The sequence below is a fragment of the Labilibaculum manganireducens genome, from assembly GCF_963665805.2.
GTDB classification, from domain to species: domain Bacteria; phylum Bacteroidota; class Bacteroidia; order Bacteroidales; family Marinifilaceae; genus Labilibaculum; species Labilibaculum manganireducens.
The window spans coordinates 3,841,911-3,859,353 of record NZ_CAXXEE010000003.1 but is presented as its reverse complement, the minus strand read 5'-3'; the positions used below and the strand labels follow the sequence as shown (position 1 = coordinate 3,859,353).

13 protein-coding genes are annotated in these 17,443 nt (G+C 36.2%); 10 read left to right on the top strand and 3 right to left on the bottom strand.

Going from position 1 to position 17,443, the window contains the following annotated elements:
• Window positions 1–11: 11 nt before the first annotated feature.
• Complete coding sequence (gene zupT, locus ACHZAX_RS14825) at window positions 12–830, bottom strand: zinc transporter ZupT (protein ID WP_320019686.1); 819 nt, start codon at window positions 828–830, stop codon at window positions 12–14.
• A gap of 175 nt (window positions 831–1,005) precedes the next feature.
• Between zupT and ACHZAX_RS14820 the strand changes: the two genes are divergently transcribed.
• The 4 genes from ACHZAX_RS14820 to ACHZAX_RS14805 all read left to right on the top strand — a co-directional run bounded on the left by ACHZAX_RS14820 (window position 1,006) and on the right by ACHZAX_RS14805 (window position 7,281).
• Window positions 1,006–1,176 carry a DUF362 domain-containing protein gene (locus ACHZAX_RS14820; RefSeq protein ID WP_101308719.1) on the top strand — a complete coding sequence of 57 codons (171 nt, stop codon included), beginning with the start codon at window positions 1,006–1,008 and terminating at the stop codon, window positions 1,174–1,176.
• 714 nt (window positions 1,177–1,890) lie between these two features.
• Window positions 1,891–5,007, top strand: a complete 3,117-nt coding sequence (locus ACHZAX_RS14815) for a SusC/RagA family TonB-linked outer membrane protein (RefSeq protein ID WP_320019685.1) — start codon at window positions 1,891–1,893, stop codon at window positions 5,005–5,007.
• Between the two features lie 16 nt (window positions 5,008–5,023).
• The gene (locus tag ACHZAX_RS14810; RefSeq protein WP_320019684.1) at window positions 5,024–6,448 is read left to right on the top strand and encodes a RagB/SusD family nutrient uptake outer membrane protein; all 1,425 of its coding nucleotides are present in this window, start codon (window positions 5,024–5,026) and stop codon (window positions 6,446–6,448) included.
• A 95-nt stretch (window positions 6,449–6,543) separates the two neighbouring features.
• The gene (locus ACHZAX_RS14805) at window positions 6,544–7,281 is read left to right on the top strand and encodes a hypothetical protein (protein ID WP_320019683.1); all 738 of its coding nucleotides are present in this window, start codon (window positions 6,544–6,546) and stop codon (window positions 7,279–7,281) included.
• Between the two features lie 77 nt (window positions 7,282–7,358).
• Here ACHZAX_RS14805 and ACHZAX_RS14800 read toward each other — a convergent pair whose 3' ends face one another.
• Window positions 7,359–8,954, bottom strand: coding sequence for a YfcC family protein (locus tag ACHZAX_RS14800; protein WP_320019682.1), 1,596 nt, complete (start codon window positions 8,952–8,954; stop codon window positions 7,359–7,361).
• A gap of 423 nt (window positions 8,955–9,377) precedes the next feature.
• Here ACHZAX_RS14800 and hutI point away from each other — a divergent pair, with 423 nt between their 5' ends.
• Both hutI and ftcD read left to right on the top strand, forming a co-directional pair.
• The gene (hutI, locus tag ACHZAX_RS14795) at window positions 9,378–10,631 is read left to right on the top strand and encodes an imidazolonepropionase (protein WP_320019681.1); all 1,254 of its coding nucleotides are present in this window, start codon (window positions 9,378–9,380) and stop codon (window positions 10,629–10,631) included.
• Between the two features lie 599 nt (window positions 10,632–11,230).
• Window positions 11,231–12,922: a glutamate formimidoyltransferase gene (ftcD, locus tag ACHZAX_RS14790; RefSeq protein WP_320019680.1), complete on the top strand. Its 1,692-nt coding sequence runs from the start codon at window positions 11,231–11,233 to the stop codon at window positions 12,920–12,922.
• 274 nt (window positions 12,923–13,196) lie between these two features.
• On the opposite strand, the gene ACHZAX_RS14785 is transcribed toward ftcD, so the two are convergent.
• On the bottom strand, window positions 13,197–13,343 hold the full coding sequence (locus ACHZAX_RS14785; protein ID WP_320019679.1) for a hypothetical protein: 147 nt from the start codon (window positions 13,341–13,343) through the stop codon (window positions 13,197–13,199).
• Window positions 13,344–13,756: 413 nt separating this feature from the next.
• Between ACHZAX_RS14785 and ACHZAX_RS14780 the strand changes: the two genes are divergently transcribed.
• From ACHZAX_RS14780 to ACHZAX_RS14765, 4 genes are all read left to right on the top strand, one after another.
• Complete coding sequence (locus ACHZAX_RS14780; protein WP_320019678.1) at window positions 13,757–15,061, top strand: site-specific integrase; 1,305 nt, start codon at window positions 13,757–13,759, stop codon at window positions 15,059–15,061.
• A gap of 4 nt (window positions 15,062–15,065) precedes the next feature.
• A complete protein-coding gene (locus ACHZAX_RS14775; RefSeq protein WP_320019677.1) occupies window positions 15,066–15,737 on the top strand; it encodes a hypothetical protein in 672 nt (223 codons plus the stop codon).
• 184 nt (window positions 15,738–15,921) lie between these two features.
• Window positions 15,922–16,245, top strand: a complete 324-nt coding sequence (locus ACHZAX_RS14770; protein ID WP_320019676.1) for a helix-turn-helix domain-containing protein — start codon at window positions 15,922–15,924, stop codon at window positions 16,243–16,245.
• Between the two features lies 1 nt (window position 16,246).
• Window positions 16,247–17,437 carry an AAA family ATPase gene (locus ACHZAX_RS14765; protein ID WP_320019675.1) on the top strand — a complete coding sequence of 397 codons (1,191 nt, stop codon included), beginning with the start codon at window positions 16,247–16,249 and terminating at the stop codon, window positions 17,435–17,437.
• The last annotated feature ends 6 nt before the right edge of the window (window positions 17,438–17,443 follow it).

The following is a 17,443-nucleotide window of genomic DNA, read 5'->3' as shown; positions in this document are numbered from 1 at the left end:
TAAATATATTATTATAGGAATAGAAGTAAGCTTAATGCCATAACCGCCATGCCGGCAATTAAGCCGTAAACTGCAATATGGTGTTCTCCATATTCTTCAGCTGTTGGTAATAGCTCGTCTAACGAAATGAAAACCATAATCCCAGCAACTCCACCGAATAATACTCCAAAAACAGTATTGTTTAAGCCTAAAAACGAATAGATTAAAACAAATCCGATTAGTGCGCCAACAGGTTCTGCTAATCCGGAAAGGAAAGAGTAAAAGAATGCTTTTTTTCTACTGCCGGTAGCATAATAGATAGGTACCGACACTGCTATTCCTTCTGGAATATTGTGTATCGCTATCGCAACAGCAATTGGTATTGCAATCGTAGGGTCTGCTAATGCGGCAGCAAATGTTGCTAATCCTTCCGGGAAATTGTGAATTCCAATTGCAAGCGCAGAAAACATTCCCATTCTCATTAATTTCTTGTCCACAGGTTTTTCACCTTCAAGATCTTCTATCTTTTTCACCTCATGAGGATTCTCGAAGGAGGGTATCATTTTGTCGATAATTGCAATAAATAAAATTCCTCCAAAAAATGAAATAACAGTATACCAAGCACCGGTAACTTCACCATGATCAAGGATTAATGCATCTTTTGCTTTTTGAAATATTTCTACAAGTGATACGTAAATCATTACGCCGGCAGAAAACCCTAAGGAAAGTGCCAGGAATTTTGTGTTTGTACGCTTGGCAAAAAAGGCAATTGTACTACCTATCCCGGTAGCAAGACCTGCAAATAATGTCATTCCAAATGCGATTGCAACGCTGTTAAATTCAAATTCCATATGTAGATTGCTTTTTTTGGATTGATATATTGTGGAATAAATATAGTGAATTATTTGGAATGTATCTAAATAACATATTGAGATGTTTACATCTTGTTTTAAGAGATGGCAAGTGGTAAATTTAATTAAATCAGATTGAGTTGATTAAATAACTTTTAATTTAAATAATAAAATTATGGCTTATATTATTTCAGATGACTGTACTGCTTGTGGTTCTTGTATAAATGAATGTCCGGTAGATGCAATTTCGGAAGGAGATATTTATGTTATCGATCCAGACACTTGTATTGATTGCGGAGCCTGTGCTGAAGTATGTCCGGTTGAAGCAATTTCTGAGGGGGAGTAAATATCATTAAACTGTCTAAAGAGAGAGAGTTTATGATATCTGAGATTCCCAAAAATAGGACGGATATAGAAAATTCTGTGATTGAGTTCGGTATTTTTTACCGGACTCAATTCGTTTAAATGCGTCTTCATTTGTGAATTTATTGGAGAATATTTAAGAATAACATGTCATTTATGGTTTGTCTAAATGAGATGAGGCAATTGTTTTGTGAAGTTTGATAAGATTAGTATTTACGTCTTAACGTGAACCCTCCATCGATTATTAATTTCTTAAGAGTAAAGTTAATATAGATGGAGTGATCAGAGCTTGTAAATTATTCATACTCTTTGTTATACACCTAAAAGCAGTGGAAGAGGATACAATATGCTCTTTTTTGTTAAGAAAATAAGTGTTTAATGTGTTTTTATTTGATCATAAGGTAGTTATGTGAGGTGTAATTTATAATATTTTTAAATTAGATAAGTTTTTATAGTAATTAGTTGTTTCTGTATATATTTTTATTATGAAAGTTTGAAATGTCTTTATAGTATAAGGATATGTATATTTGTAAATATTTGTACTGTTAATTATCATTGTCGGTTTGGTTCATTTGTTTGTTGTATTGTATTGGTTAATAGTATTTAACAAGTGTGAAAGATTTCGCAGGATCGTTAAAATTTGTTAAATTAATCTCCGTTAACCACATGTATTTTTACTAACTAAAAATTTTTTTTTATGAAAAAACTGACACTTATTGTTTGTGTTATATTACTATCAATCCAGATAGTTAGTGCGCAAACAAGACAGGTTACTGGTATTGTCACCAGTGCTGATGATGGATTTGGTATGCCTGGCGTATCCGTCGTAATTAAAGGAACTACATCAGGAACGAGTACTGATTTGGATGGGAATTATTCTTTATCAACAAAATCAGGTGATATTTTAGTATTTAGTTTTGTCGGAATGGTAACACAGGAAATTGCAGTTGCTAATAATTCTGTAATTAATGTGCAACTTCAGCAGGAGTCCGTGGGTGTTGATGAAGTTATTGTTGTGGCCTATGGAACTAAAAATAAGCGGGCTTTAACTGGAGCTGTAACCAGTGTTGGTTCAGAGGTTTTAGATAATCAGATTGCAGTTTCCCCTGTAAGTGCAATTCAAGGCTCGGCCCCTGGTGTTAATGTCTTAACTTCAGGTGGTCAGCCTGGAGAAAATCCAACTATTCGTATTCGTGGGGTTGGTAGTATTAATGCTTCTTCAGATCCATTAATTGTTGTTGATGGTGTTGTTTTTGCAGGAAATTTGAATTCTATAAGTTCTTCACAGATCGAAACTATTAATGTTTTAAAGGATGCTTCTGCATCAGCCTTATACGGTTCAAGAGCTGCAAATGGAGTTATATTAATTACAACAAAAAGTGGTAAGTATGTGAAAAAAGATGCTACCATTTCTGTAAATGCAAGAGCTGGTTTTTCGACAGCAGCTGTTGATTTATATGAGTATGTAGGAGCTAGTGATTACATGAAGTATTCATGGGAATCAATCAAGAATGCTGAGTTAGATGGAGGAGCAACTGCCGCTGATGCTGCACAAGCTGCTACTGACAATTTAATATCTGTGGTTAAGTATAATCCTTTCGATACGGCAAATCCAGTTGGAACAGATGGACGGATTGTAAGTGGTGCTAATTTGTTGTGGGATACGGATTGGTATGATGCTTTATCAAATGATAATGCTTTTTACAATGAGTATGATTTAAGCATTAATGGAAGTAGTGATAATGTTGTTTATTTTATAAACGGTAATTATTTAAAGCAGGAAGGTGCGATTATAGAGTCAGAATTTGAGAGATATTCAGGTCGTATTAATTTAAAAGCCAAATTAAGAGATTGGATGGAAATGGGAACAAATACTTCTTTTTCTAAGTCCATACAAAATTATCCGAATCAATCAGGTAGTTCATATACCAGTATTATGCAATGGGCGAATAGCATTGCTAATATCTATCCGATCTATCAAAGAGATGCGAATGGTGCTCTTAAGTATGATAGTAATAATCAGAAAATTTATGATTATGGTAATGCTGGTGGTGGTCAGACAGTGAATGCTGTTAGGCCAAGATTGGGGGGGGAGAATGCTGTCTCGTCAACTCAAATTAATGATATATTGTATACTCGAACAAATTTATTTTCTTCAACATTTTTGAAAATTGATTTCTACAAGGATCTGTCGTTTAGAACTAATTTTGGTTACGAAAGATTTATTTATGATTCTAACGAGTATGATCATTATAAGTATGGTTCGGCTGCATCCGTTGCAGGTCGTGTCTCTCAACAAAGAACAATTACAGAAGCCACAACTATTACTAATTCATTGAGTTATAAGAAAGATTTGGATGATCATTCATTTTCTGTTGATGTAATATCTGAATTTTATGATTATAATTATGACCGTTTATCTGCACAAGGCACTGGTTTTTTACCAGGAGTAAAAGTAATGTCGGGAAGTACCTTGCCAGAAGATGTTGGTGGGTATGTGAATTCTGAAAGATTAGAAAGTTACATGGCTAGAGTCGATTATAATTATTTACAAAGGTACTTTTTGGACTTTAGCGTTAGAACTGATGGTTCGTCAAGATTTGCGGATAATGAGCGTTGGGGTACTTTCTACTCTGTTGGAGGTAACTGGATTTTATCTGATGAAAATTTCATGAAGGATCTTTCAGGTAACATTGATTTAATAAAGATAAGATCTTCTTATGGAGAATTAGGAAATAATAGAGGTATAGGTTATTTTCCTTATTATGCGGCATATGATACTGGTTGGAATAATGGTTCCAATACAGGTGTTCTTCAAGGAGGAATTGTAGACGAGAACATAAAGTGGGAAAAGACAGCTTTGTTTAATGTGGCCTTAGACTTTGGGTTTCTAAAGAATAGAATAACTGGGTCTTTTGAGTATTACAATAAAGAATCAGTTGATTTGTTACTTGATATGCCACTGGCACCGTCAACTGGTAATTCATTGATAACAACAAATATAGGATCTGTTAAAAATACGGGATATGAGTTTATTGTTAATACGGTAAATATTCATACTGATGATATTTACTGGACTTCTACTTTTAATATTTCTACAAATAAGAATGAGATTACAAAACTTCCTCAGGAGGAAATTATTAATGGAACAAAAAAGTGGATGGTTCGAAAATCTATTTATGACTTTTTTATTCAGGAATATGCCGGAGTAGATGTACAAACTGGGGAAGCCTTATGGTATATGGATGTTGAAGATGGTGAAGGTAATATTACCAAAGAAACAACCAATGTTTATGGAGATGCAGATCGTTACTATCAAGGTTCATCTTTACCTGATTTTACAGGTGGATTTGGGACTTATTTCAAGTTTAAAAATTTTGATTTAAACGCTCAGTTTAATTATAGTATCGGTGGACAATTGTATGATTATTCCTATGCGGGATTAATGGGAAGTTTAGAAAGTGCGGGTCAGCAATTATCTGTTGATATAAAAGATCGTTGGCAAAATCCAGGAGATGTAACAGATGTACCAAAGCTCTTAAATGCGAACAATGACTACAATGCTACTTCAACTCGTTTCTTATTTGATAATGATTACTTACGATTAAAGGCTCTAACAATTGGATATAATATTCCTGAAAGCTTTTTGAAAAAGTACAACGTTACAAAATGCAGATTCTATTTCCAGGCTGATAATTTATGGACTGTTGCGTCATTAAAAGGGCTTGATCCTGAGCAAAGTTTGGAAGGAACTACGGATAGTCGTTCAAATATTATGAAGACCGTTTCGTTTGGTGTAAATGTTGAATTTTAATTAAAAAAATATAGAAATGAAAAGAAAATATATATTATTAGTAGGTTTTGCTATGTTGTTGGGAGGGGCAGGATGTTCTGGTTATCTGGATGACCCAAAACCAACCGATGTACTTACAGCAAATGATATCTACAGTTCACCAGAAGGTGTTCAAGCATATTTTTCGGGAATTTATAGATTGTTCAGAGGTCAGTATGAGTATTCAACAGATGTTGCGACTACTGATGTTGGTGGAGTTTATTCAATGTATTATGCTCGTTCAGTTAAGGGAAACGATTTAATTCAAGATTCATGGTATAACTTCGATTATGCTCATGAAAACCGTGAGCCGACCTATCGACGTGTTAAGGTTACTTGGCAGTACTGTTATGATATGATCAATCATGCAAATACCATTGTTAAAGAAGTGACTGCAAGTGAGGCTCTTGCTGATGAGGATAAGACGGCTTTTATTGCAGAAGCTAAAGCGTTAAGAGCATTCTTTTATTTTCAATTATATTTAGAATATTACGCTAAGGATTCTGGATTACAGACACCTCCTTTGTACAAGGAACAGGTTAGCGAGGCAGGATCTATGTCTGATCCTACTGATTATGTTGCTTTTATGGTTCAAGATATTAATGAGGCTGTTGCTGGATTGCCGGAGGCAAGAATCAATAAATCATACATTAATAAGAGTGTTGCCAATGGTTTAAAAGCTCGTATTTTGATGGCATTAAACATGGATTGGGATCAGGTTGAAACTGCAGCTAAAGCTGCTTATGGAAATGATGCTGATGCCGCTTTGGATGCTTCAATTTATGATACAGGATTTGATGATCTAAGTGCGAGTGAAGTACTTTGGAGTATGGATCAACAGGCTGATCAATCGAATTATTACTATCTAGCTCCTCATGCTTTTGCAGATCACAATGCGGATGCTTATTTTGGAATGTTTGTAAATTCTCTTTTTGTTGCCGAATTTTCAGCATCAGATGTTCGAAATGAGTTTAGTAATATTTATGGTGGTAGTGCTGGCGATTGGTATGAATTCGTAAGCAATAAATTTGTTTTTGCATTTGATTCTGATATTCATTTGATGAGAAAAGCAGAAATGGTATTAGTTGCTGCTGAAGCTAGATATCACCAGTCTGATGATACAGGAGCACATGATCTTTTATATAAAGTGCAATTGAGTCGTGATCCAAATGCAGTTAAATCATCTAATGTTGGTACTGCTTTATTGGATGAGATTCTTTTAGAAAGAAGAAAAGAATTGTATGCGGAAATGGGTGTTGAATGGTTTGATGCCAAGCGATTGGGTAGAGGTATTGCTCGTGATGCAACACATAGAGTCGTTGTTACTTTAACTCCTAATGATAAACGATTCTTTTTGAAGGTTCCTCAGGCAGAAATTGATGCAAATGATATGATTGATGATACAGTTAATGATAATAGGTAATTAAGTAAATTTGAGTGATGAGTGGTTATCCATTTAAGGGTAACCACTCATATAATAATATCGTATACTATTTCATGAAAATAAAATAATTGGAAATGAAACTTTATAGGCAATTATTGCTGATTGGATTATTATCTGTAATCCTTGTAAAGCAAAGTAAAGCTCAGACGGGACAAGTGGATCCTCCAATTGCAAATTCAAGTGAGCATATGTTGATTAGTAATTTTAATCAATTTAATTTTACAGAACTAAGTAGAAATCACTTTGATAAATTTGCGGATATTTTAAATGTAGAAGGGAAGTTCTTTTTAAATAAAGAATGGTTGGAAGGAACTGTCTATTTTACTACAAAGCAGATGGTGAAAAATGATTCAATTCGATATTTTGTATTTGGTAAGGAAATGCATATTAGTCATAAAGGTAAAACAATGGCTATAATTAATCAAACAGCCATGGATTCTATCGTGTTTGATAATCATAGATTTGTTTATTCGGAATTCTATTTTGGGTCAAACCTTATTAAGGATTACTTAGATTTATTATCTGATAAGTCGATAAAGCTCTATAAGCATTATTCCAATAAATTTATAAAGGCGAAAGAAGTTAGTGGGTATCAGGAGCAAGCTTCAGATAAATATGTGATAAAAGAGGAATATTACATTAGTAGAGAAAACGAGACTCCTGAATTTTTTAATTCAAATAAGAAGAATGTTGTTGCTTTGTTTTCAAATAGAAAAAATGAGGTTTTGGAGTATATTAAATCGAATAATCTGAGATTAAAAAACGAAAAAGATCTTATTCGTATATTTAACTATTTTGGGTCACTTAAGTGATTGGGTGAAAAGTAATGAATAAAATAAGAGCCTCAATTCGAATTGAGGCTCTTATTTTGTATTTGAATTAGATAGCATTAAAACCCATTCAGCTCCATAGTAACGGTCGGGATTAATAATAATAATCCCAATAAAATCAGGATAGCCATAAAACCGCCGATCCATTTTACCCATTTGTCGTAAGGAATTTTGGCAACACCCAATACACCGATAAGAACGCCGGAGGTTGGTGTAATCATATTGGTGAAACCGTCACCAAATTGAAAAGCCATTACGGTTGCCTGACGCGATACACCAATTAAATCGGAGAACTGCGACATCATTGGCATGGTAAGAGCTGCTTTTGCCGAACCGGATGGAATGATGATGTTGATGATGTTTTGAATTAAGTACATCATGCTTACCGAAGCCATTTTTCCAAAATCATTCATCGATTGAGAGATGTAGTAAAGAATGGAATCGATGATGTGACCTTCTTCCAGAACAATAAGGATGCCGCCTGCCAATCCTACAATCATAGCAGCAGAAAGAATATCACGGGCACCGTCCAAAAAAAGGTGGGTAATTTCGTTGGCTGTGTTATTGAAAGCAATTCCTGAGAAGATTCCCATGGCAAAGAAAAGGGTGGCAATTTCCATGATGTACCAACCATAGCCCATTACGCCGACAATCAGGAAGATAATTGTGAACAGAAGTAGGTTAAGAATATAGAAATGAACCGATTTACGCAAAGACATTATTCCTGAAATGGCAAAAAGAGCTGTGATAATTGGCAGTACCATAAAAGTACTTTCGGAATTTCCGATTTTTAGTGTGCTGACAGGATAGTAGCAGGAAAATCCAATCATGGAAACCAACAGAACGATATAGGTCAGCCATGCAGATTTAGGCGTGTAATATTCAATTGCCTCCATATCGGTATCGTGATGCTTTCTCCAGTATTCATCATCGGTGTAAACCAAAGATTTTGCAGGGTTTTTGCGAACTTTGGCCGCGTATCGTAGGATGAAAGCAAAACCAATTACATTAATCACCACCCAACAGAAAAGGCGGTACTCAATACCTGAGAAAAGAGGAAGATTCGATAAGCCTTGTGCTATACCAATGGTGAATGGATTTAAAAGCGCTCCGGCGAAACCAAGTCCGGCGGCAACAAAGCAGATGGCTACACCTACAATTGAATCGTATCCCATTTTAATGGCCATGGGTACAAATATAATGGTGAATGCTATGGTTTCCTCACTCATGCCGAAGGTGGCGCCAAAAATGCTAAATATGAGCATGATTAGCGTGAGAATAATGTTGTTGACCCCAATTTTACGGATCAGTTTATTCTTCTCCAGTTTCTTGGTGAATTCGAGAAAAGAGTAAATTCCAATATCGATAGATTTGCTCGCATTCATGATCCAGAAGGCGCCGCCAATAACGAGAATGAACATGATGATGTCTGCTTTATCAACAAATCCTTTGAAAAAAGAAGAGAATATTTCCCATGACTGCCCCTGACTTTCAATTTGATGATAGGAATCCTGTACGATAACCTCCCGGTTGGTTCCATTAACATTAACAGTAGTTCGTTCGAATTCGCCTCCCGGAATCAGCCAGGTGAGAATGGCTGATAGAACGACTATAGCGAATACAATAACGTAAGTATGCGGTATCTTTTTAAACATGCTTAAATTAATTATGAATTATTAATTACGAATTATCAAGTATTGATATCGTATTTATTAGTTGTACTAAATAACAAGGCGTAAATTTAGAAAAATAAGAAGAGAATTGAAGCTTTGAATTTATTTTAAAAGCATACCGAAAAGGTTTGCAATTTGCTCTTTTTTCCCTAATATTTGCATTGTGATTTTCCAATTTTTTAGATTGTGAAAAGCAGCAAATAGAAGTTGAGCGACTGATCAATGATACAGTGCGTTAAGGATTGAAACGGATACCCCGGGTTGTGGTGGGTTTCGAGGGAAAGGACGAGGAGTAGAAGTGAAAAGCCTGACCCGACCCAAGGAGGAAAACGCCCGGAAAGAAATATTGAGTTAAGAAAAACAGGGAATGGGAATTTCTCATGTCTCACATCTAATATCTATAACATGAAGTTGTTAATAAGTAATATAAAGACATTAGTTCAGGTTGATACGGAAGCTCGTAAATGGGTTGCCGGAACCGATATGGCCAATTTGAATTGCATTGATGATGCCTACTTGCTGATTGAAGGCGATAAAATTACTGATTTTGGCAAGATGGAAGACATTCCTGACTTTGATGACAAGGAAGGTTTTGATTGCATTGAGGAGTATGACGCTACGGGAAGAATGGTTTTTCCTAGTTTCTGCGATTCGCATACTCATTTGGTGTATGCAGGAAGCCGTGAAATTGAATATTCCGATAAAATTAAAGGTTTATCGTACGAAGAGATTGCCAAGCGTGGCGGAGGAATTTTGAATTCGGCGAAATTGATGCATGAAGCAACAGAAGAGGAGTTGTACGAATCGGCTATGGAGCGCATTCACGAAATTATTAGTTTGGGAACCGGTGCTGTTGAAATTAAAAGTGGTTATGGCTTAACGCTTGCCGATGAATTGAAAATGCTTCGCGTGATTAAACGCTTAAAGAAATCAACACCGCTTACCATCAAATCAAGCTTTTTAGGAGCGCACGCTGTGCCTGCTGAATACATAGGCCGACAAGCTGAGTATGTGGATAAGGTGATTAATGAAATGATACCTTTGGTTGCTGCTGAAGATTTAGCAGATTATATTGATGTGTTTTGCGACAAGGGATTTTTTACGGTTGAGGAAACCGACCGGATTTTAAATGCAGGAATGAAACATGGCATGAGAGCTAAAATTCATGCGAACGAATTGGATTATTCAGGCGGAATTCAGGTAGGAGTGAAGTACAATGCACTATCGGTTGATCATTTGGAATTTGTTGGTGATGCCGAAATTGAAGCTTTAAAAGGATCGGAAACCATGCCTACGGTATTACCAGGTGCTGCTTTCTTTTTAAACATGGTATGTTCGCCGGTGCGTAAAATGATGGATGCCGGATTGCCAATTGCTTTGGCATCTGATTTCAATCCGGGATCGTCGCCATCGGGAAATATGAAATTTATTATGTCGCTGGCTTGTATCAACTACAAAATGCTGCCACAGGAAGCAATTAATGCGACGACACTAAATTCGGCTTACGCAATGGGGGTTGAAGATGAATTGGGAAGTATCGCCAAAGGAAAAATAGCGAATGTGTACATCACCAAAGAAATTCCTTCGGTAGAGTACATGCCATATGCTTATGGAAGCAACCTGATTGATGTGGTAATTTTACGTGGGAAGGTTTTGTAAGGATAGAAGTGAGATATTAAATTTGAGATAAATAATCTTAATTTATATAATTACAGATCTGAAAAAACACCTCACCCTAGCGCTCCTTCTGAAAGAGAGGGAACAGAGTAGCAAACCGGCTCTAATGCAAAAATGAAGAAAAACCCCCCTTCGTCTTTAGGAGAAGGGGTTGGGGGATGAGGTGAAGAGAGTTGAGTTGCAAATTTACAGGAGCTGAACATTAGAATGAAAACTTTGAGCCCTTTGTGAAGTACTTTGTGCTCTTGGTGGTTAAATAAAATACAAATAAATACTTAAAATAGAATTAGGTGTTTAGTTTGAAAATAATTCTCCCTTTTGCCTGTCGGCACTTTCCCTGGAAGGGAAAGATTCTTTGATTAGGCAGAAGTAAAGAATTAATAAGTGGCATTTTAAAGTTCTCCCCTTTGCAGGGGAGATGTCCGAAGGACAGAGGGGTGTATCGTTCGTAAATTATAAAAACAACTAACAGTAACAACCAGACAGAGAGTTATGAGTAAGGAGCTTATTGGGTAAGAATTGAGTTTTCTCGTTTCTCACATCTCATTTCTCACATCTCATGTCTAATATCAATCACAACAATGAAAAAACTAATCGAATGTGTTCCTAATTTTTCTGAAGGGAACGACATGAATATCATTAAGCAGATTACCAACGAAATTGAATCTGTTGAAGGCGTACGTTTAATCGACGTTGATCCGGGAAAAGCAACCAACCGTACCGTAGTTACTATGGTGGGTACGCCAGATGAGGTTTGCGAAGCAGCCTTTCGTGCTGTAAAAAAAGCAGCCGAATTAATCGACATGAGTAAGCACTCGGGTGCTCATCCGCGTTTTGGAGCTACCGATGTTTGTCCCTTGGTGCCGGTTGCCAACATTACTATGGAAGAAACTGTAGCCTACGCACACAAATTGGCAAAACGCATTGGCGAAGAGGCAGGTATTCCTGTTTACTGCTACGAAAATGCAGCCCAAACACCCGAGCGTAAAAATCTGGCCGTTTGCCGTGCCGGCGAGTACGAAGCCGTTAAAGACAGAATTGGTACCGAGCAGTGGAAACCCGATTTTGGACCTGCTGAATTCACACCTGCTGTTGCAAAAAGCGGGGTAACTGCTGTTGGAGCACGTAACTTTCTAATTGCTTACAATTTCAACTTAAATACCACCTCAACCCGTCGTGCCAATGCCATCGCATTCGATGTTCGCGAGCGCGGACGTACCCTTCGCGAAGGAAATCCGGCAACGGGAAAAATAGTGACTGACGAAAAGGGGGAGCCAGTAATGATTCCGGGTACTTTGAAAGCAACTAAAGCCATCGGATGGTTTATTGAAGAATTTGGCGTTGCCCAAATTTCCATGAACATGACCGACCTTACAGTAACCTCAATTCACAAGGCTTTCGACGAGGTTTGCGCCAAAGCTCAGGATCGTGGTATCCGTGTTACCGGATCGGAGTTGGTAGGTGTTGTGCCTCTAAAAGCAATGTTAGATGCTGGTAAGCATTACCTTCGCATGCAGGAACGTTCAACCGGTATTGCCGATCGCGAAATCATAAAAATCGCAGTTAAATCGTTAGGTTTGGATGAGTTGTACCCTTTCGATGCCGACAAAAAAATTATTGAGTACATTCTCGAAGATAAAGAGCAGAAGAAACTGGTTGACTTAAGTCTTACCGATTTTGTGAACGAAACAGCTTCCGAATCGATGGCTCCGGGTGGAGGATCAATTTCTGCCTACATGGGTGCTATGGGTGCTGCTTTGGGTTCAATGGTTGCCAACCTGTCGGCTCACAAGCCAGGATGGGACGATCGTTGGGAAGAATTTTCCGATTGGGCCGAGCAAGGAAAATCCTACCACAGCAAACTGGTTCATTTGGTGGATGAGGATACCAATGCCTTCAACAAAATTATGGATGCCATTCGCTTGCCAAAGGGAACCGATGCAGAGAAAACTGCTCGCGCCGAAGCTATGGAAGAGGCCACCAAATTTGCCACCATGGTTCCTTTTCAAACTATGGAATTGTGTTTGGGATCGATGGATGTTGCCAAAGCTATGGCCGAAATCGGAAATCCTAATTCGGTAACCGATGCAGGTGTTGGTGCATTGGCTGCCCGTTCGGGTGTATTGGGTGCTTTCATGAATGTGAAAATTAACGCGGCCGATTTGCAGGACAAAGCCTGGGCTGCCGATATCATCGCTAAAGGACAGGCAATTGTTGATAAAGCCATTGCTCTCGAAAACGAGATTGTGGCCATGGTAAACGCTAAAATTTAATACACTACATCATCATATTGGGGGATACGTTACGGCGTGTCCCTTTTTTATTTGCTTTTTCTTGGTCACGCCATGGCATGACCCTACTCATTTCATTCCCAATTGTTAATTATTTGGGGGGCTTCGGGTCAGGTTTTCCGTTGAACTCTACGGCTAGCCTTCGTACCTCAGGCAATCCAATTTGAAGTGAACCCCAAAAGTTGGACGGTTATAAAATAAATTAATAAGATTGAGTAAAGCTGTTCTTTCGTTACAATCCACGTTGTAAAAAGCCTTATACACCCTTTTCTGCTTGTTTAAGCATCATGGCTAGTTTATTGTTTGCGAATCTTATGTTTTTAACATCTGGACAGCCTTTTTTTATTCTTTGGTTATCCCAATATTCTTCTTTAATTGAAAGAATTGCATTTAAATAAGCCATTTTTGCCTTGTGACGTAAGAATTATTTTATCGGGAATGTTTCCGTCTTTCTTGGTTTTTCGGTATCTAAGTTGAGATTTATCGCTACCATAATTTGCACGTTTTTTGCAAGTTTTTATACTTTTAAAGCTACAAAAAGCATCTTAAACCGCAATATTTAAGTAAAAATAAAGCAAAATAAAAGCGGTTACTGAAGGTGTAACCGCTTGATAATCATTAATCTTACATTGTCGGGGCGAGAAGATTCGAACTTCCGACCCCACGCCCCCCAGAAGCGTATTTTCTCCTTGTTTTTAGTTGTATTCACTTGTAAATACTTATCTTTACCCTATAAACAAAGGTAGTCATTTTTGCTGTATTTGCATATTTTTGCGAAAAAAACGGCACTAAAACGGCACTGTAAATTTTATAGGTATGAAGAACTCTAAAAATTGCTCTTTCAAGGTAGATAAATCAGCGTCTAAGCTTCGCAATGAAAATGAATATCCAATAGCACTTGTAATAAGAAAAGACAGGAAACGAAAGAAAATATATCTTAAAATCTATGCCAAAATTGAAAGCATGGGAGATAAGAAAAAAGATGCTTCGGATTGGGATAATGATTTTCAACGCTTTCATGTTAAAAAGAAAAAAGATGAAAAATTATTAAATCCTGATAGATTACAATTGAATGATTGGCTTTCGAAAAAAGAAATTCAATGCGATGATATTATTGCAGATTTTGAAGCAAGAAAAGTAGATTGGACTTTAAGCCAATTTGAACAAGCCTTTTTGAATAAGACAAAAAAAGTGGGTGTTGAGAATTATTGGATTGAACGAATTGCAGATTTACGAGAATCGGGAAAGACCGGTAATATGATTTGCTACGAAAACAGTTTGAAAATGATAAAAAAGTTCGATAGCAAATTTGATAAATTGTTATTTTCAGAACTTGATTATAAATACATAGTTCAATTTGATAAGTATCTTGACAAAAGAAATTTATCGAACCTTACTAAAAAATACTACCTAAAGACCGTTAGAGCCGTTTATAATAGAGCAATAAAAGACGGAGAAGCCACTGAATTGATTTATCCGTTTGGTAAGAATGGTTTCAGTATTAAAAGCCTTGAATCTGAAACTGAAAAGAGATATTTGCCTGATGCTTACATGGATAAAATCAAAAATACCAAGTTTGATAAATATCAAATGGAATGGTGCCGAAATTTATTTTTGTTCTCATACTACGCTCAGGGAATGGCTTTTGTTGATATGGCTGCACTAACTAAAAACAACATTGTTAGGCTAAATAATGGTCTTTATATCTCCTATAAACGCCAAAAGGTTGAGAAGAAAGGAAAGTTTATTAAAATAAAGATCAACGATAATTTGCAGCCAATTCTGGATTACTTTTTAAATGAAACCGAGTTAATAGAGGATTACCTTTTGCCTATTGTGAGCCGTAAAAATTACAAGGGTGAGCAATTGTATAATCATATTCGGAATAGGTATAAACGATACAATAATCATTTAAAAACGTTGGGCGATGCTTTGGAGTTCGAGGGTGTTCGGTTAAGTTCTTATCAATCAAGACATTCGTTTGCTATGCGGTTAAAGAATCAGGGAGTTTCTGCTGATGTGATCAGTGAGAGCATGGGGCATCATGACCTCAGCACTACGAAAATTTATTTAGACTCTTTCCAACACAATGAAGTTGACGAAGCAAACGAAAAATTATAAGGTTATGAATATAGATTTTAAAAGCGTATTATCTGCATGGTCTAAAGACAGATTGAAAATAAGTAAAATTGGAGATTATTATAAAAATCTTGCAAACTATCGCCATTGTCTGAACGTGGTTTCTGATGACGGAATTAAAACACAAGGCTTAGATTTTGACTTAGTAGAACAGTGCTGTCTGGAATATAATATAAAAGAAGATCAATACAATTTTATAAAGGGAATTACATTTTTGTTTTTCGAGGGCTATAATCATGTGGTTTGGAAAGATCAAATAAAATACCACACTTACATAAAGGATTTTAAAAATACACTTGAGAAGTTGCAGGGTATTAAAGCTGATGATATTGAAGTCATTACTATAAAGACTAAGAATGAGGTTATTACAATTGAAAATGATTGGTTATTGAATCCAATACTAGAAGCAATTGGGAAAATGCAAGATTATAATTCTGATAGGGTAGAAGAAGAAAAACAAAAAAGCCCAATGAAGGTTTATACTCATACTCACTTAAGACCTTTTTTTCATTTTTTACGAGATACTGAATTTATGGGATATGCTGATTCAATAAGATTCATAATTGATCTGTGTAAGTGTTTTAATTTGGATTGGGAAATTGCAACGAAACAGGAACCTTTTGATTATTTAAAAGATAGATTCAAAGATAAACAATAAGGTTTGTTTCTGTGTTGGTTTTGGGCGTTGTAATGTGTTGTGTATTAGTGGGGTTATGAGTGGGGGTTTTTCGTGATGAAAGACCCCTTTTTTAGCTCTTATTTTTGTTTGCATCTAGTTTACTTTTACAAAAAAAAAGAGGTTGGCCAACCGATTTAATTATCGAACCTTTAAAATTTAAGCGATGTTTCAAATAACCAATACAACACCATTAGCAGCCTTAACGGTTGGTCAGTTCCAAGAACTGATAAGAAATACAATCAATATTCAGGAACCTAAAGAGGTTAAGCAAATATTGAATATTAATGAAGTTTCTGAATTATCGGGGTTTTCAAAGAATACCTTATATAAATTCACATCGTTAAACCAAATTCCCTGTTTCAAAAGAAATTCTAAGCTTTTATTTAAACGCAATGAGATCGAAGATTGGTTATTGGCCAGTAAACAGCTCACCACAGAGGAAAGTTCTGATAAGCTTGATTCTGATTTAATGAAGGGGCGGAAATAAAATGCGACAAACCCAAAAAGCCACCTCCGAAGAAGCAGCCTTTAACCAACTGCAAGATAGTGAATTAAATTCAAATTTCAATTTTTCAATACCTGAAATTTTGCAGGAAGTCCAGGAATTAACGAACGTTGAAAAGCCTAGTTTAGCCGATCAATTAGCTAATTTAAGAATTGATCCAACCCAGAAGCTGGACCCACCTGAAAGAGCTTTAGAGATATTAAACACAAAGACTGGTGAGTATGATATCATTGGAACAATGGGAAATTTCAGTTTGATTATTGGAAAAGCAAAAGCAAAAAAATCTTTTCTTATCAATCTGATCGTTTCCGCAATGGTTAGCCTTAAAGATTCTGTTAATAGATTTAGAAGCCTGTTAGCTAGTGATAAGGAGGTCATTCTTTATTTTGATACTGAACAATCAAAATATCATGTTCAATTAGCTGTTAAGCGCATTTGTAAGCAAATCGGAGTATCTGAACCTACTAACTTACTTGTTTACGGTTTACGTTCTAAAAGCCCACAAGAACGCCTTGAATTAATCGAATACGCAATTTACAATACGCCTAATCTTGGCATCGTGGTAATTGACGGAGTGAAAGACTTGATCGGCTCAATAAATGATGAAGAAGCAGCTTGTTTAGTTGCTAGTAAATTCTTGAAATGGACCGAGGAAAAAAATATGCACTTGATTACTGTTTTACACCAGAATAAGGGAGACAACAACGCCCGAGGTCACATAGGTACAGAATTAATAAACAAGGGCGAAACGGTCTTATCTGTAACTAAAGATAGCGATGATGGTGATGTTTCATTAGTTGAACCGCTTCAATGTAGAAATAAAGAACCTGAATCTTTTGCATTCAGAATAAACGAGGAAGGTTTGCCTGTTATTATAGATGATTACACCCCTAAAGTTTCAGGAGTTAAAAAGCCAGCATCTAATGCACTGTTAGGACTCGACCCATTAAGACAATATAATTTAATTATTGAAGCCTTTAAGCATACTAAAAAGACTAATTACTCGAGTCTAGTTATACAAGTTAAACTTGCTTATAGAAAAATTCATTTCAAAAACATTGGTGACAACAAAATAAAGGAGTTTCTGACCTATTGCAAGAATGAGAATTTCATAATCCAAGAAGTTGAGAAAGGCGATTATTCGATAGGAAACCCAAGATTGCTAAAATCCTAATAATGA

Excerpts from the sequence above, each read along its gene's own strand:
- zupT (WP_320019686.1), bottom strand. The coding sequence starts at position 830 with ATGGAATTTGAATTTAACAGCGTTGCAATCGCATTTGGAATGACATTA.
- ACHZAX_RS14820 (WP_101308719.1), top strand. The coding sequence starts at position 1,006 with ATGGCTTATATTATTTCAGATGACTGTACTGCTTGTGGTTCTTGTATA.
- ACHZAX_RS14815 (WP_320019685.1), top strand. The coding sequence starts at position 1,891 with ATGAAAAAACTGACACTTATTGTTTGTGTTATATTACTATCAATCCAG.
- ACHZAX_RS14810 (WP_320019684.1), top strand. The coding sequence starts at position 5,024 with ATGAAAAGAAAATATATATTATTAGTAGGTTTTGCTATGTTGTTGGGA.
- ACHZAX_RS14805 (WP_320019683.1), top strand. The coding sequence starts at position 6,544 with ATGAAACTTTATAGGCAATTATTGCTGATTGGATTATTATCTGTAATC.
- ACHZAX_RS14800 (WP_320019682.1), bottom strand. The coding sequence starts at position 8,954 with ATGTTTAAAAAGATACCGCATACTTACGTTATTGTATTCGCTATAGTC.
- hutI (WP_320019681.1), top strand. The coding sequence starts at position 9,378 with ATGAAGTTGTTAATAAGTAATATAAAGACATTAGTTCAGGTTGATACG.
- ftcD (WP_320019680.1), top strand. The coding sequence starts at position 11,231 with ATGAAAAAACTAATCGAATGTGTTCCTAATTTTTCTGAAGGGAACGAC.
- ACHZAX_RS14785 (WP_320019679.1), bottom strand. The coding sequence starts at position 13,343 with ATGGCTTATTTAAATGCAATTCTTTCAATTAAAGAAGAATATTGGGAT.
- ACHZAX_RS14780 (WP_320019678.1), top strand. The coding sequence starts at position 13,757 with ATGAAGAACTCTAAAAATTGCTCTTTCAAGGTAGATAAATCAGCGTCT.
- ACHZAX_RS14775 (WP_320019677.1), top strand. The coding sequence starts at position 15,066 with ATGAATATAGATTTTAAAAGCGTATTATCTGCATGGTCTAAAGACAGA.
- ACHZAX_RS14770 (WP_320019676.1), top strand. The coding sequence starts at position 15,922 with ATGTTTCAAATAACCAATACAACACCATTAGCAGCCTTAACGGTTGGT.
- ACHZAX_RS14765 (WP_320019675.1), top strand. The coding sequence starts at position 16,247 with ATGCGACAAACCCAAAAAGCCACCTCCGAAGAAGCAGCCTTTAACCAA.